Origin of the sequence: Colwellia sp. MB3u-4 (assembly GCF_014077065.1) — a bacterium.
Classification (GTDB): Bacteria; Pseudomonadota; Gammaproteobacteria; order Enterobacterales; family Alteromonadaceae; genus Cognaticolwellia.
On sequence record NZ_JACGVE010000083.1, the window covers coordinates 52,299 to 67,779 of the forward strand.

13 protein-coding genes are annotated in these 15,481 nt (G+C 39.7%); 1 reads left to right on the top strand and 12 read right to left on the bottom strand.

Annotated features, from left to right (window positions below; all coding sequences use genetic code 11):
- Nucleotides 1-137: 137 nt before the first annotated feature.
- The gene (gene xseA, locus H4J61_RS13325) at nt 138-1,475 is read left to right on the top strand and encodes an exodeoxyribonuclease VII large subunit (protein ID WP_182185384.1); all 1,338 of its coding nucleotides are present in this window, start codon (nt 138-140) and stop codon (nt 1,473-1,475) included.
- Nucleotides 1,476-1,484: 9 nt separating this feature from the next.
- On the opposite strand, the gene H4J61_RS13330 is transcribed toward xseA, so the two are convergent.
- The 12 genes from H4J61_RS13330 to iscX all read right to left on the bottom strand — a co-directional run bounded on the left by H4J61_RS13330 (nt 1,485) and on the right by iscX (nt 15,159).
- Nucleotides 1,485-2,168: a PilZ domain-containing protein gene (locus H4J61_RS13330; RefSeq protein WP_182134893.1), complete on the bottom strand. Its 684-nt coding sequence runs from the start codon at nt 2,166-2,168 to the stop codon at nt 1,485-1,487.
- A 175-nt stretch (nt 2,169-2,343) separates the two neighbouring features.
- Entirely contained in the window at nt 2,344-3,819 is a 1,476-nt protein-coding gene (gene der, locus H4J61_RS13335) for a ribosome biogenesis GTPase Der (protein WP_182134891.1), read from the bottom strand.
- 152 nt (nt 3,820-3,971) lie between these two features.
- A complete protein-coding gene (gene bamB / locus H4J61_RS13340; RefSeq protein ID WP_182134889.1) occupies nt 3,972-5,180 on the bottom strand; it encodes an outer membrane protein assembly factor BamB in 1,209 nt (402 codons plus the stop codon).
- Nucleotides 5,181-5,194: 14 nt separating this feature from the next.
- Nucleotides 5,195-5,833 carry a tetratricopeptide repeat protein gene (locus H4J61_RS13345; RefSeq protein ID WP_182134887.1) on the bottom strand — a complete coding sequence of 213 codons (639 nt, stop codon included), beginning with the start codon at nt 5,831-5,833 and terminating at the stop codon, nt 5,195-5,197.
- Between the two features lie 9 nt (nt 5,834-5,842).
- On the bottom strand, nt 5,843-7,117 hold the full coding sequence (gene hisS / locus H4J61_RS13350; protein WP_182134885.1) for a histidine--tRNA ligase: 1,275 nt from the start codon (nt 7,115-7,117) through the stop codon (nt 5,843-5,845).
- A gap of 136 nt (nt 7,118-7,253) precedes the next feature.
- On the bottom strand, nt 7,254-8,372 hold the full coding sequence (gene ispG / locus H4J61_RS13355; protein ID WP_182185385.1) for a flavodoxin-dependent (E)-4-hydroxy-3-methylbut-2-enyl-diphosphate synthase: 1,119 nt from the start codon (nt 8,370-8,372) through the stop codon (nt 7,254-7,256).
- 45 nt (nt 8,373-8,417) lie between these two features.
- Complete coding sequence (locus H4J61_RS13360; protein ID WP_182185386.1) at nt 8,418-9,404, bottom strand: RodZ domain-containing protein; 987 nt, start codon at nt 9,402-9,404, stop codon at nt 8,418-8,420.
- A 12-nt stretch (nt 9,405-9,416) separates the two neighbouring features.
- Nucleotides 9,417-10,760, bottom strand: a complete 1,344-nt coding sequence (gene pilW / locus H4J61_RS13365; protein WP_182185387.1) for a type IV pilus biogenesis/stability protein PilW — start codon at nt 10,758-10,760, stop codon at nt 9,417-9,419.
- 39 nt (nt 10,761-10,799) lie between these two features.
- The gene (locus tag H4J61_RS13370; RefSeq protein ID WP_182134877.1) at nt 10,800-11,945 is read right to left on the bottom strand and encodes a bifunctional tRNA (adenosine(37)-C2)-methyltransferase TrmG/ribosomal RNA large subunit methyltransferase RlmN; all 1,146 of its coding nucleotides are present in this window, start codon (nt 11,943-11,945) and stop codon (nt 10,800-10,802) included.
- A 278-nt stretch (nt 11,946-12,223) separates the two neighbouring features.
- Nucleotides 12,224-12,655: a nucleoside-diphosphate kinase gene (gene ndk / locus H4J61_RS13375; RefSeq protein ID WP_182134874.1), complete on the bottom strand. Its 432-nt coding sequence runs from the start codon at nt 12,653-12,655 to the stop codon at nt 12,224-12,226.
- Nucleotides 12,656-13,069: 414 nt separating this feature from the next.
- Nucleotides 13,070-14,776, bottom strand: coding sequence for an NAD-dependent malic enzyme (locus H4J61_RS13380; protein ID WP_182185388.1), 1,707 nt, complete (start codon nt 14,774-14,776; stop codon nt 13,070-13,072).
- 182 nt (nt 14,777-14,958) lie between these two features.
- Entirely contained in the window at nt 14,959-15,159 is a 201-nt protein-coding gene (gene iscX, locus H4J61_RS13385) for a Fe-S cluster assembly protein IscX (RefSeq protein ID WP_146879432.1), read from the bottom strand.
- Nucleotides 15,160-15,481 lie beyond the last annotated feature (322 nt).

A 15,481-nucleotide genomic window follows, 5' to 3' on the forward strand; every position in this document is an offset into this window, starting at 1 on the left:
TAACCGCTTTCCCTACTAAGGTAAACTTAAAATTGCAATTAATCGAAAATAAACTGCCGATGCTGGTCTAAACAAATATATAATACTGGGCAATTACCCAATTATTACCTCTTAACAACAGAAAAAGTAAAGTATTTATGGCTCAACAGCACATTCTACAAGTAAGTGAACTCACCAAAAAAGTACGTTTTATCTTAGAAAGTGAGTTAAATACCGTCTGGTTATGTGGCGAAATATCTAATTTTATTGCCGCAAGCTCTGGCCATTGGTATTTATCCTTAAAAGATCAAAAATCGCAAGTTCGCTGTGCCATGTTCAAAGGCAATAATCGTCGGGTGAGAATACAGCCACAAAATGGTCAACAAGTATTAGTACGCGCTAAAGTTTCCTTGTACGAACCACGAGGCGATTTCCAGTTGATTATTGAACAAATGGAGTCAGCGGGTGATGGACTGTTAAGACAGCAATATCAATTATTAAAAGACAAACTACACGGTGAAGGTTTATTCGAACTGCACCACAAACAAGCCATTCCTAAGTTAATTCAAACGGTTGGCATTGTCACCTCTCCTACAGGTGCTGCGGTCAAAGATATCATCACAGTATTAAAGCGCAGAAATCCATTAATAAAGGTCATTATTTACCCAGTGTTAGTACAAGGTGAACAGGCTAAATATGAGATTGCCCAAGCGATTAACTTGGCTAACGAGCGTAATGAAGTTGACGTTTTATTAATTGGTCGTGGCGGTGGTTCGCTGGAAGATTTATGGGCCTTTAATGAAGAAATAGTCGCTCGCGCCATTTTCCAGTCAAGCTTGCCAACCATCAGTGCTGTTGGACATGAAATTGATACAAGCTTAGCTGACTATGTTGCCGACCTAAGAGCCCCAACACCGTCTGCAGCAGCGGAAATAGTGTCTGCTGATGTTGACGAGCGTATTAATAAAGTGGCTGAATTACTCAGTCGTGCACAGCTAGCGCTTAAGCAACAACTCAAACGCTCAAGTCATTCGCTAACCAATTTAAATCATAGGTTAGCCCAAGTGCATCCCGAGCAACAACTACAAAATAAACAGCAAAAGTCAGATGAACTGAGTATGCGTTTGCAAGGGCTAATTACCCGAGCAATAAACCAACTTAAGCATAAGCCTCAATACCTTGAACAACGACTACTCAATGCCTCACCATTAACCCACATAAAACAAAATCGGCAACAGGCGGCTCAACTCAACACAAAACTTATTGGCGCACAGCAGCGCTTATTAATAGCCAAGCGAGCAAGTTTTGCCCATCAATGCGAACAACTTCATATGGTAAGTCCATTAGCAACAATTGCTCGTGGTTACAGTATAACTCGTGATGAACAGGGACAAATGATTAAGAGTACCAAAGATATAAATATCGCTGATACCATTAAAGTAGAAATTTCAGATGGTGTAATAGACGCTAAGGTGATAGCGGTGCAAGTCAATTAATACAGTAAATTAATGCGGTAAAATAACTGCCTGTTGTAGCAGTTTGTTCACTTCAACTTTACTTGAATCATCAAATTTAACCCCAAGCATGACACCATCAACTTGGGTTTTGGTGTTACAAATCTCAGCATTTAGTTTCAAGTTTTTTAAGTCTTGGAAAGCTTCAATAATGATTTCCACGGGTTTATCTTCAGTTAAGATAAGTTTCTCGCCATTAGTAATCATAATCTGACAGCCAGACACTGAAATATCAGATATTACTGAGGCCCAATAGTCACCTTTCACCTTAACTTTCGCTTTGATATAAGTCTCAATACGCATTGATGAGCGTAGGTTTTGTAAGAGGACTTCACGTGGAAAATCAAGCACAATAATACGTGATGGAATTTGAATCGTTTGCCTAATATTAGAAATAAAGGCAACTACAGCACCTTCATGACCTTCAATTAACCCGCGCACGGTTACGCCTATACCTTGGGTTACGTATTGTGCAAAACTGCCCAACTTTGAACTGTCAGGGTATTGTACTAAAACGTATTTTTTTGGCATGTAGCCAATAAAAACTGAACGAAACTTACCACGTTGACCGGATGGAGTTGTCATATCTAATGTGACAATCGCGCCTGGATTTAACAAGGCTAAATTGCGACTTAATCGCCCAATCACTGGTACTTTTATAGGATTATCAGGCATAAATTTCCAACAACATTTAATTTAAATGAGACAAAAAAAATAATAAAACAAGTTAGTCGACAATTTCACAGTAGCGGAATATCATCATGAAATCAATATGGTTTTTAGCTATTTTAACTATATTTTGTCATAAAAAAGCTGATGTTATCATCAGCTTTTTTATCAAAATAGCCACTTAGTCTTTCTTATAACCTTGAGTTAGACGTGCCATTTTCTTTTGCTCGGTGTAGTTGAGCTTTTTCTTACCAGCAAACGGGTTAGAGGTTTCTCTAAACTCAATTCTTATTGGCGTACCCATAATTTTTAATGATTTACGGTAATAATTCATTAAATAACGCTTGTAAGAAAGTGGTAGATTTTTCGCTAGATTGCCATGAATAACGATAATAGGTGGATTGTAACCACCGGCATGAGCATATTTTAGTTTTATACGACGACCTTGATGCATAGGTGGCTGATGATCAAACACCGCCATGTCTAAAATTTTGGTGACCATAGAAGTAGAAATACGCTTAGTCGCTGAAACAAAAGCTTCTTCTACCGACTCGTATAAATGACCCACACCTGTGCCGTGCAAGGCTGATATAAAATGAATACGAGCGAAATCGATAAAACCTAAACGACGATCTAATTCAGATTTAATACGATCTTTAACATGATCATCTAAACCATCCCATTTATTTACCGCTAAGACTAAAGAGCGACCCGCTTCTAAAATAAAGCCCAGTAAGCTTAAATCTTGATCGCTGATGCCTTCTTGAGCATCAATGATTAATAAACATACGTTAGCATCTTCTATTGCACGCAGAGTTTTAATCACAGAAAACTTCTCTACGATATCAGTAACATTTTTACGGCGACGAATACCTGCCGTATCGATTAAGGTGTAAGGGCGACCATTATGTTCCATTGGAATATAAACGCTATCACGTGTGGTACCTGGCATATCAAATACCACCACCCTGTCTTCACCTAAAATGCGGTTCGTTAACGTCGATTTACCGACGTTAGGCTTACCAATAATCGCTAACTTGATGGTGTCAGTTTCTTCTGGTGCTTCGTCAATATTTTTTTTATCTAGCGCTTCATGATCTATGTTTTCATCAAAGTCACCGTCAAATTCATCATTTTCTAGTACTTTGGGTTTACCAAGTTCGGCAATATGAGGCGTTAGCGCTAAGGTTAATAGTTGCGTCACACCACGACCATGTGCGGCGGCAATTTGATGTACTACACCACCCAAGCCAAGAGAATAAAAGTCGGCCACAGCAGAGTCGGCATCTATACCATCAACTTTGTTGGCAACTAAAAATACTTTTTTATCTTGCTTACGTAAATGGCTAGCAATGCCTTGATCAGCAGACGTTAAACCTACTCTTGCATCAACCATAAATAGCACGGCATCTGCTTCGTCAATGGCAATCAGCGACTGCTCGGCCATTAAGGCATCAATACCTTTTTCGTTACCTTCAATACCACCGGTATCAATAACAATAAAAGGGTGCTCTTCAACTTCCGCTTTTCCGTATTGACGATCACGGGTTAACCCTGGATAGTCGGCAACTAAAGCGTCTCGACTGCGCGTTAATCTATTAAATAATGTTGATTTACCGACATTAGGTCGGCCAACAAGTGCTACTACAGGAAGCATGTTCACCTCAAATCTCTCTTTAAACTCAATATAACTCAATCATTATATCAGTATTATTAATAAACAACGGCTCCAGTGCTGTTTGCATTGGAGCCGTTTATAATTTTAGTTTTTTATTCAACTAGTTAATAACTATTAATTAGTTGAATAACTTATTTAGCAATGGTGATCGCTTCTAAGTCGCCGTTGCGGGCTTGACTATACAAAACGCCATTTTCAACCGTTGGTGTAGCATGAATACCACTGCTATCAAGGTGATGACGAGCTACAATTTCACCTGTTGCCTGATCTAACCAATGCAGATAGCCTTCAAAATCGCCAACCACAACATAGCTACCGATAGGAGCTGGTCCGGTTAAGCCACGGTTAGTCAGTGATAATTGGCTCCAAAGCTCTAAGCCATTATTACGATCAATGGCATATACGTGGCCTTTAACATCAGTTAAAAACAAGCTATTACCACTAATGGTTAATTCACGGTAAGACGAGTATTGGCGCTGCCACAAGACACGGCCCGAACGTAGTTCAACCGCACTTAAATTACCACGCGAAGATACAGTATAAATATTGTCGCCGAAGATCAATGGCGTTGAGTCAACATCAATCACGCGTTCTAGTTCTGTTGAACCTGCCGCTTCACCAATATCTACAGTCCAGCCTTGACGACCTTGTTCTAGTAAATAAACTGATAAAGAACCGTCAGCTGAGCCAACAATAACACCACCACCGGCAATGACAGGCGCACTAATACCACGCAAAGTAAGCGGCGGAACGTCTTGTTCGATTTGCCAGTCGTCTTGGCCATTTGAAGCATTAAACGCTTTCATAACGCCAGATGCAGTATTGACCACAAGTTTTCCGGAATCGAATGCCGGTGCAGCAATAACTTCACCTTTAACTTTTCCTTGCCATGATAACGCGCCACTTTCTGCATCAAGGGCAATAACATCGCCATTCTCGCTACCGAAAAATACTTTATTGATGCCAACGACAGCGCCACCACTAATTAAGGCGGGTTCTTTCTTATCAAAAAAACCGCGCTTATTATCGATGTCACTTAAATTAGCATGCCAAACTTGTTCACCGCTATTCTCATCAAATGCGTAGGCATCTCCGTCTCGACTAGCACTAAATACTTTGCCGTAGGCAACCACTGGCTGAATGCGGGAAAAGTAATCTCCAACGCCGTCACCAACAGTGGCATCCCATTTTACAACAGGTTCAAATAATGCTTTTATTTCGCTTAATGGCGCGACTTTTAGTTCATCATCTTCATCATCGGTTGATGAACATGCAGAAATCCCTACCGCTAGCAAACAGATAGCAAGGAGGCTTTTGTTAAAGCGTTTACTGATAAACATGCTTATATCACTCTCTATTTGCTTAAGTTAATGACTTGCGCTAAATCATCTAATTTCATTTGCAATGCTGGGTTAGTGCCTTCAGTTGCAAAATCAATTGCGGCTTGATAAGCATTACGAGCTAGTGATTTTTTACCTTGTTTAAAGTAAATATCACCTTTAATTTCTTCAACGCTAGCGTCAAATGAAGCGGGTAATTTTGCTGTTAATGTCACTAGAGCTTGTTCATATTTCTCTAATTGTAATTGCACTCGCGCTAAGCGCTCAGTAGCAATCGCTTTAATACCATCATCCACTGACTTTTCAATTGCCGTGTTTAAATATGTTTCAGCTTTTACCCAGTCTTGCTTTTCAGCCGCTTCTTTAGCTAAAGCAATAGCGGTTAACATGGTATAACTAGAGGCACTATTTTCAGCAATAAAGGCGTTGCCCGCAGCTTCAAAAGTAGTGCTATCTTCAGCCGCCTCCTCGATCATCGTTTGATAAGCTTCTGAGGTATTTAGCTCTTGTTGCAATTTATGATCATTATAATAGTTAAGACCAATAAACCCTGCAAAACCAATAGCTAAACCAGCAATAATCGCATTACCATTATCACTCCAAAACTTTTTGATTGATTCGACTTGTTGTTCTTCTGTTTGATTTATATCCAAAACTGACCCTTAAAGTAAATTTGTTAAAAGACTTGGCACTTGCTCAAGTGGCAAACTTTGTTGTTCTTGTTGTCCGCGCAAATATTTTACGGTTACCGTCTGTTGAGCTATTTCATCTTCACCAAGAATCAATGCTATTTGGGCACCTGATTTATCTGCACGCTTCATTTGTTTTTTCATATTGCCACCACCACAGTGACATTGTAAGCGAATATCTGGCACTTGATCACGCCATTGCTCCGCTAAGCCGTTAGCGGTTATTTCAACGTCATCGCCTAACATAATAACGTAAGCATCGACTTGCGCTCTAATGTTATTGGCTTTTTCTAAGCTGGTCATCATCAACACTAAACGTTCAATGCCTAAGGCAAAACCAAACCCTGGTGTTGATTTACCACCCAGTTGCTCTACTAAACCATCATAGCGCCCGCCAGCACAAATAGTGCCTTGAGCACCTAAGCTCGAGGTAACCCATTCAAAAACGGTACGGTTATAATAATCTAAACCACGTACTAAACGCTCATTAATCACATACTTGATACCCGCAGCGTCTAAGCGCTGACAAACCGATGCAAAGTGTGCGCTTGACTCTTCAGCAAAATAATCAGCTAGTTTAGGTGCGCCAACCAATGCAGCTTGTACCTCTGGATTTTTACTGTCCAGTACGCGCAATGGATTAGTGTGCATGCGGCGCTTGCTATCTTCATCTAAAAGATGTTCTTTTTCAGTTAAAAACACCACTAACGCGTCACGATAATTGCCGCGCTCTTCGTTCGAACCCAATGAGTTTAGCTCTAGTGTGACAAATTCGTTGATGCCAAGTTCCCGCCAAAGTCGAGCCGTTAACATAATAATTTCAGCGTCAATATCAGGTGTTGCTATACCAAAGGCTTCTAAGCCGAATTGGTGAAATTGACGATAACGACCCTTTTGTGGACGTTCATGACGAAACATGGGGCCCATATACCACAAGCGCTGCTCTTGGTTATACAGTAATCCGTGTTGATTACCAGCACGAACACAACTTGCTGTGCCTTCTGGGCGTAATGTTAAGCTGTCGCCATTACGATCCTCAAAGGTATACATTTCCTTTTCAACAATATCGGTTACTTCACCAATAGAGCGTTTAAATAGCGCCGTTGATTCGACAATCGGCATACGTATTTCAGCAAAACCATAATTACTGGCAACGCGGCGCAGTACTGTTTCTACCATTTGCCAAATGCCGGTTTGTGCAGGCAAACAGTCGTTCATACCTCTAATTGCTTGAAGTGCTTTACTCACGTATTATTTTCTCGCTAGTGTTTGTCTGTTTAATTATTAGTTTGCTTATACAAAGAATATTTTTTATCGCGGGCATTATAGGCAGTTTACTATCAAACGTAAATAACAGCGCAATTGTGGCAATAATTAGCCATTATTAATCGATTTCTTGTATGGCTATTTTATAACTCGCATCAAGCATTTTAGCCTTCGCGCGGATTCGTTGTTCTAGTTGGTCAACAAGATTGTTGTTATCAAAGCGCTCTTTTTGACGAACACCATCAAGATAGTAACCACTTTTTTTACTGCTGCCTGTTAAGCCTAAGTCAGAAATTAAGGCTTCACCGGGTCCGTTAACGATACAGCCAATAATTGACACATCCATTGGCGTGGTTATATCTTCAACACGTTGCTCTAAAGCATTGACCGTTGAAATAACATCGAACTCTTGGCGCGAACAACTTGGGCAAGCAATGAAGTTGATGCCGCGGCTACGAAGCTTCAGTGATTTTAAAATATCAAAGCCAACTTTAATTTCTTCGATAGGATCAGCTGCTAATGAAACTCTTAACGTATCGCCAATACCTTCAGCAAGCAATAGCCCTAATCCTACTGATGATTTAACAGAGCCTGAGCGTAAACCGCCAGCTTCGGTGATGCCTAAATGCAAAGGGTTATCAATTTGTTTCGCTAACAAGCGATAAGCCCCCACGGCAAGAAAAACATCAGAGGCTTTGACGCTGACTTTAAATTGATTGAAATTCAAGCGATCAAGAATATCAACGTGACGCATGGCTGATTCTAACAAAGCTTCAGCCGTTGGTTCTCTATACTTTTCTTGAATATCTTTCTCTAACGAACCACCGTTGACGCCAATTCTAATGGGAATGTTATTATCCCGAGCACACTCAACGACAGAGCGCACCCGGTCTTCTCGACCGATATTACCTGGGTTAATGCGCAGGCAATCAACGCCGTATTCCGCTACTTTTAACGCAATACGATAATCAAAATGAATATCAGCCACTAATGGAATATTAGTTTGCCGCTTTATTTCACGAAATGCTTCCGCCGCGTCCATCGTTGGCACACTCACGCGAACAATGTCGGCTCCAACGGCCTCAAGTGCATTAATTTGTGCCACCGTTGCCACGACATCAGTGGTCAGAGTATTGGTCATTGACTGCACTGTAATCGGGGCATCACCGCCAACAGGAACATTGCCAACCATTATCTGGCGGGACTTTCGACGAATAATAGGAGATTCTTTAAACATAATAAAACTTCAATAGTGTTGCGTTAAGTAAAAAAAATTACCGTATTAAGGCGCTAGCGGTAATGAAAATTTGGCAATATTACCGGCATTAAATACAGCCATATCAACCGGAACGTCATTGTAATCTATTTGTACCAATTCAGGTTTACCTAAGGTGATAGAAAAAGGTGCTTGACCAGAAATTTGCATGATATAACCTGATTTTTTCACACCCCAAGCAATTCGCTCGCCAGTAGCATCAAATATATTAACCCAACAGTCACCCGCGAAAGTGAAAACAACATTGTCGATTGTGGCAGATAATGCATTTTCACCAACCACTTTGTTATTATTTAAATCGACTTGAGCCTCGGTTAAATCTGGCGTTGATAACACTGGTTCAACAGCAAGCGGCGCGGCTGTATCAAGGTTTTCTGCAGCGCTATTAACATTCGACTCAGTTTTAACCACGTTAGTTACACTAACGACTGACTCGTCATTTAGCATACGGCTTGAGTTTTTTTCGTTCGATAGACTGGCTTGCTTAGTCGCTGTATTGTCTCCAACTAAGGTTTCAACCGCACTTACCGCTATCGGCGCAGGTTGTTCAGAAGGCGTTTGAAACCACCAAACTACAGTTGCTGTCACTAATATGGCTAAAATGAGATAAGTGATCCACATCAACATATTGTGTTCTGCTTGCTTCTCTGTGCCTTTAGAAAAGCTTTGCATGCCTGTGCAATGGTTTTGTGTTATCGCTAATTTTTCATAGCTTTTTAACACGTCTTCCTGAGCAATATTAACCAACTGAGCATAATTTTTAAGATAACCACGATTAAAAGCCTCAGGTAAGCTACAGTCAAATTTATCTACTTCGATATTTTCTACTAAGTGAATTCTAAAGTTGAGTTTATTAGCCACTTGCTGCTGGCTTAATCCTCGCATTTCTCGTGCTGCTTTGAGCATAGAACCAGGACCCACTACCTCGATATCGTCAGTGGTTTCTGCCAGATCATCATTTTCATTCTTCAATACTTCAAGCTCTTGATTCATCAAGTATTTCTCTTAGCGTTTAATCGCTGATTTTGGATCCGAGAGATAGAGAACATCACCAATTTTTAAAAGATAGGGGCGGCGTAACTTATTCCAACGCGCTAAACTTTCAATCACAATATTGTAATGTTTAGAAATTGCAAACAAACTATCACTTTGTATAACAACATGAATCGGTAAAGACACCATAAGTGTACTGTTTTTTTCTTGTTTAATTTGTGCTTCGCCAGCCATTATTTCAAGTGGTCTTTTTTCATTACTTTGTTTTTGACTCGTCTGTTTTTTTGACGGCGCTTCTTTCATCTTAACTGGCTGAATATTTTGTAAACGCGTATTACTTTCAAGATTTTTGTCCGCTGACTTTGCTTTTAACTCAGTTGCTTGCTCTATCGTTGGCATAACTGAATTGGCCATAATAGGCTTTAAACCATCACGACTTAAGCTAGAGTTTGTAACACTTGCTGTCGTTTGTGGCGACAATATCACCACACGCTTTTTAGTTTTTTTACTGTTACCTCCCGACAAAAAAAATCGGTAGTCTTCAGCTAGTTGGTCTGCATCAATCTGATAAAGTTCATTTAAAATATATTGTTTAGCTTCAAAAGAACGGGGAAACATTTTAACCAGCATATTGCCATAATTTTTAGCAATAGCTTTATTGCCTTGCTTGGCAAATATTTTAAAGGCTAAAGCTAATGCCTCAGCATTAAAACGACGCGTTGATTTTTCATAGCGGTAAAGGTAAGTTTGCGCTGACTTATAATCACTTTTTGCATATTGTAAGCGCATCATTTGCAGCAGAGAACTCGCTCTATTGGGGCTGTGGGCAATCGCTTTTTCAAGGTATGTTTGGGCTTTATCGAACTGCTTTGCTTTGAGTTGGCATAAGGCTAAGTTTTCGTAGCTTTGCGCCACTAAAATATAGCTAGGAATAGCTATCGCTTGTAGCATCATTTTTTCAGCGGCGGCGTACTTTTCGTGTCGACACAAAAAAACGCCATAATTATTAAGCGTATCAGCATCTTGATTATCAATGCTTAGCGCATGTTCATAAGCTTGGGTCGCTAACTTAGCCTCATCTACCGTGTCATAATAATGGGCAAAAGCTGTGTATACTTGCACTAAATTAGGTGAAAAACGTTTGGCTTTTTCTAGATTAAGCTTAGCTTGTTGGGTATTGCCCATTTTTAAATAACCTAACCCGAGTGATATACGGGTCATGGCTATTTCATTATTACTGGCTTCATTTTCAATTATCGGCGTATTTTTATCATTGCCATAATTTTTCGTCACACAAGCCGTTAATGTACTTGTCATTAGTAACGCAATAAACAATGGTAATAATTTTTTCATCATAAAGGCACAGTCACTTAGTAAATATCAGTTTAAGAACAATTAGACCATCTTTACTGAAATTGAATCAGCTTTCACCTCATTTTTTCCTGTCCGCTTAGTTCTATCTAATACTTCACCCGCTAATTGACCACATGCTGCGTCAATATCGTCTCCACGAGTTCGACGCGTGATCACGGTTAAGCCATAGCTTTGTAGTACTTTATCGAAGCGATCAATACGAGAATTACTCGAGCGTTTATAAGGTGAACCTGGGTAAGGATTAAATGGAATAAGATTGATTTTACTGGGTAAATCTTTCAAAGCAAGCGCTAATTCATGTGCTTGTTCCGTGCTGTCGTTAACATGATCAAGCATCACGTATTCTATGGTCGCCTGCTTATTGGCTTTTGAGCCATCGATATAACGACCCGCTGCCGCTAAAAACTCTTCTAGTGGATACTTTTTGTTAATCGGTACTAGTACGTCACGTAAGGCATTGTTACCCGCATGAATAGATATCGCCAATGCGCAATCTATTTTCTCTTTTAACATATCTAAGGCAGGTACCACGCCTGAGGTACTGACAGTGACACGACGTTTCGATAAGCCATAGCCTAAATCATTTAACATGGTGTCTAATGCCGGGATCAAGTTTTTCATGTTAAGCAATGGCTCACCCATGCCCATCATAACAATGTTGGTAATCGGGCGTGTGCCAGCAATGCGCGTTGCGCCAATATCATTTGCTACTCGCCAAACTTGACCGATAATTTCAGCCATAGTGAGATTACGGTTGAAACCTTGCTGCGCGGTCGCGCAAAAGGTACATTCCAAAGCACAACCCACTTGTGATGAAACACAAAGTGTTGCTCGGCCATTTTCAGGGATCCAAACTGTTTCAATTTCTTGGCCGCCTTCAAGGCTTAACGCGTACTTAATTGTGCCGTCGTTTGATACCAATTTTTCAGATATCTCGGGCGCTTTAATTTCAGTATCACGTTGTAATTTTTCACGTAATTTTTTATTTATATTGGTCATCAACTCAAAATCATCATAACCAAAATGGTAGATCCATTTCATAATTTGGTCAGCACGAAATGGCTTCTCGCCGATTGAAGAAAAATATTCTCGCATCCCTTGATGGTCAAGGTTTAGTAAGTTAATTTTTTTCTTCACTGGGGTTACTACTTCGGTTACATCACTCATAATAAAAACTTCTCAATACTACAAAAATTACAGAATAAATTGTACGCTTTCTAGACAAAACAAACAATTTAGTGGATCGATATTAGATATTTATTCGCACTATATCAATAAAAGTCAATGTTCTCAGTAGCATGCTTACTGGCAAAAACACTCAATTTTATACGGTCTTAAAATAGACAAAAGGATTTTACCGATTAATCAGTAAAATCCTTCAAATTAATTTTTAAACTACATTAAGCTAACGACTAAAGCGCTAGCTTATTATGTAATATTTTAAATTAACGCGTACGTGGGCAAATTTCTTCATCAGCGAAGAAGTAAGCAATTTCACGAGCAGCAGATTCTAATGCATCGCTACCGTGAGCTGCATTTTCATCGATTGAATCAGCAAGATCAGCACGAATAGTACCAGCAAGCGCTTCAGCTGGGTTAGTAGCACCCATGATTTCACGGTTTTTAAGAACAGCGTTTTCGCCTTCTAAAACTTGTACCATTACTGGGCCAGAAGTCATGAATTCAACTAAAGCACCAAAGAAAGGACGTTCGCTGTGCTCAGCGTAAAAGCCTTCTGCTTTTTCTTTTGATAAATGAATCATTTTAGCCGCAACGATTTTTAAACCAGCAGTTTCAAAACGGTTGTAGATTTGACCAATAAAGTTTTTAGCAACTGCATCAGGTTTTACGATAGAAAAAGTACGTTCGATAGCCATGATAGCCCTCTCAATAAATTAGAATTAAAATACGGTATAAATTTTGGCGCGATTATAGACGAATTAAAAGCAAATGCCTAGGGTTATCACTTTTAGCTGACGTAAACTACACTAATTTTTTTTACTATAAGCAGGTATAAATCAGTGAAATGACATACACCTGCACGCCTAACCTGCAAGGTAGCGCTTTTGCAGAGAAGTTAAACCACTGCAAGCCGGCTTGTTCGCCTTAAGGTATATTTTTATCGGTAGGCGACTACTTGGCTTAGAGCTAAAATTAATAACTTGTGCCTAGGTGAAGCTAAGTAGTTATTTTTATTTATACTAAAAAAATTACCACTGGAATTAAACAGAAAAACGCTCATCCATGTGAGCGTTTTTTATTCATTATTTTTTTATTCATTGTAATGCGGTTTAAATACTGACTCGACGATATTGACGATATTGAGGTGTCCAAAAATTACGCTCAATATTTTCCATCAGTTGTTCATCCGATAGTGGCAAGGCTAGATTTTGCTCAAAAGCGACTATACCAACAGCAAAGGCTATTTTTTTACTTAACGCCGCAATTTCTACTAAAGGGGGTAACAACTCACCCGTACCAGTATTAGCTAACGGCGAGGCTTGCGCTAACATGGCGCTTGCTGCCATTAACATTTCATCGCTAATGCGATTGATCTTTGCTGACACCACACCTAAACCTATACCTGGAAAGACGTAACTGTTGTTACATTGCGCGATAGGAAACATCTGACCTTTATATTCAACGGGCTCAAACGGGCTACCTGTGGCAATAATCACTTCACCTTCGGTCCAGTTGATCACTTGTTCAGGTGTAGCTTCTACCTGACGACTTGGGTTACTCAGTGGGAAGATGATTGGCATATTACAATGTGCTTTCATGGCTTTAATCACGGCTTCAGTGAACAAACCCGGCACACCAGAAACGCCAATTAAAATCGTTGGTTCAGCGCCATGCATAACGTCCAGTAAAGAAGCGTAGTCACCTTGGACATTCCATGGTGCTATTGCTGATTTTTGCTGGACCAGTTTTTCTTGAAAGTCACGTAAACCCAGCATACCTTCAGTTAATAAACCAAAACGGTCGACCATAAATATTTGGCTACGCGCTTGTTGCTCACCAATCCCTTCACTGACCATTTGTGAGATAATTTGCTCCGCAATACCACAACCCGCAGAGCCGGCACCAACAAAAACGACACGTTGCTCTGATAAGGCTGATTTTTTGGTACGACAAGCCGCTAATAAGGTACCGACAGTAACCGACGCTGTACCTTGAATATCATCGTTAAAACAACAAAGTTCATCGCGATAACGGTTTAACAAGGGAGTGGCATTAGGTTGAGCAAAATCTTCAAACTGTAATAAAACATCCGGCCAACGACGTTTAACCGCATTAATGAACATAGCTAAAAATTCGTCGTATTTATCTTGTTCAATACGACGATGACGCCAGCCCATATACATAGGATCAGTTAATAACTTTTCATTATTGGTACCAACATCAAGCATCACAGGCAAGGTATAAGCTGGGCTAATACCACCACAAGCCGTGTAAAGCGACAGTTTACCTATGGGTATACCCATGCCACCAATACCTTGGTCACCTAAACCCAAAATACGTTCGCCGTCAGTTACCACAATAACTTTAACTTTGTTTTTTGTCGCATTACGCAAGATATCGTCAAGCTGATGACGTTGGTCATATGAAACAAACAAGCCCCGAGAACTGCGATAAATATCTGAAAACTGCTCACAAGCATCACCCACAGTTGGGGTATAAATAATTGGCATCATCTCAGCCAAGTTCGCTTGCACTAACTTAAAAAACAGGGTTTCATTGTTGTCATGAATGGCGCGTAAGTAAATATGTTTATTTAAGTTAGTTTCAAAACTACGATATTGCATGTAGGCACGTTCAACTTGCTCATCGATAGTTTCAAAACGTGGGGGTAATAACCCAGTTAAATTAAAGTGTGAACGCTCTTCTTCGCTAAATGCGCTACCTTTATTCAGTAAAGGTGTTTCTAGTAAACTAGAACCTGCGTAGGGGATATATAATGGCCGTTTATTTTTTTCAGATGTCTTTTCAGATGTCATAGTTGCATGCTTTCTTTATATACTGAGTGAATGACGAAGATTCATCATAAGAATAATGATGGGCACATTATAGCCAAATATCACCTCTTGAATAGTGATAAAGCTTAATCATTCAGTTTTAATTACCTATTATGGCTGCTAAATAGTTAAGCCTATATTTAAACCTGTAGTTAAACCTGTAGTTAATCAGCTTCTGAAATCCAGGCTAACTGAATAGCTTCAAGTATGCGTTCGCCGCAATGTTTAGGGTCATCCTCAAAATTTTCTAACGCTAACACCCATTGCATTAATTCGGGGAAATGTAATTTCATCGGGTCTACATCAGGATGTGCTTCGATCAAATCAAGTGCTATCTCAAGTGAGTCGGTCCAACGATAAGTCATAGCATTACCTCTTTATTTTGTTAGTGAATAATTAAACCAAGTTGATTGATTAACTGCTCATTTTACATGGTTAAAATGAGCAGATCACTTGATGAGTCAAATGGGTATTAAACCAAACCACAAACTATCAGCAATTAACATCAACGCCAACCATAAAATAATCATTCTTGATTTACGGCAAAACTGACAGTCTGTTTGCCACCATTGCTTAAACGACGATTTATTCACCATGTCATACTTAAATTAGTTTTCATCTGGTGAGTATATACCCAAATCACGGTAATATATTCACTTCAGTGGTAGTTAAACACGATTTAAACCA

Coding starts and splice junctions, on each gene's coding strand:
- xseA (WP_182185384.1), top strand. CDS start 138: ATGGCTCAACAGCACATTCTACAAGTAAGTGAACTCACCAAAAAAGTA.
- H4J61_RS13330 (WP_182134893.1), bottom strand. CDS start 2,168: ATGCCTGATAATCCTATAAAAGTACCAGTGATTGGGCGATTAAGTCGC.
- der (WP_182134891.1), bottom strand. CDS start 3,819: ATGCTTCCTGTAGTAGCACTTGTTGGCCGACCTAATGTCGGTAAATCA.
- bamB (WP_182134889.1), bottom strand. CDS start 5,180: ATGTTTATCAGTAAACGCTTTAACAAAAGCCTCCTTGCTATCTGTTTG.
- ispG (WP_182185385.1), bottom strand. CDS start 8,372: ATGTTTAAAGAATCTCCTATTATTCGTCGAAAGTCCCGCCAGATAATG.
- H4J61_RS13360 (WP_182185386.1), bottom strand. CDS start 9,404: ATGAATCAAGAGCTTGAAGTATTGAAGAATGAAAATGATGATCTGGCA.
- pilW (WP_182185387.1), bottom strand. CDS start 10,760: ATGATGAAAAAATTATTACCATTGTTTATTGCGTTACTAATGACAAGT.
- H4J61_RS13370 (WP_182134877.1), bottom strand. CDS start 11,945: ATGAGTGATGTAACCGAAGTAGTAACCCCAGTGAAGAAAAAAATTAAC.
- ndk (WP_182134874.1), bottom strand. CDS start 12,655: ATGGCTATCGAACGTACTTTTTCTATCGTAAAACCTGATGCAGTTGCT.
- H4J61_RS13380 (WP_182185388.1), bottom strand. CDS start 14,776: ATGACATCTGAAAAGACATCTGAAAAAAATAAACGGCCATTATATATC.
- iscX (WP_146879432.1), bottom strand. CDS start 15,159: ATGACTTATCGTTGGACCGACTCACTTGAGATAGCACTTGATTTGATC.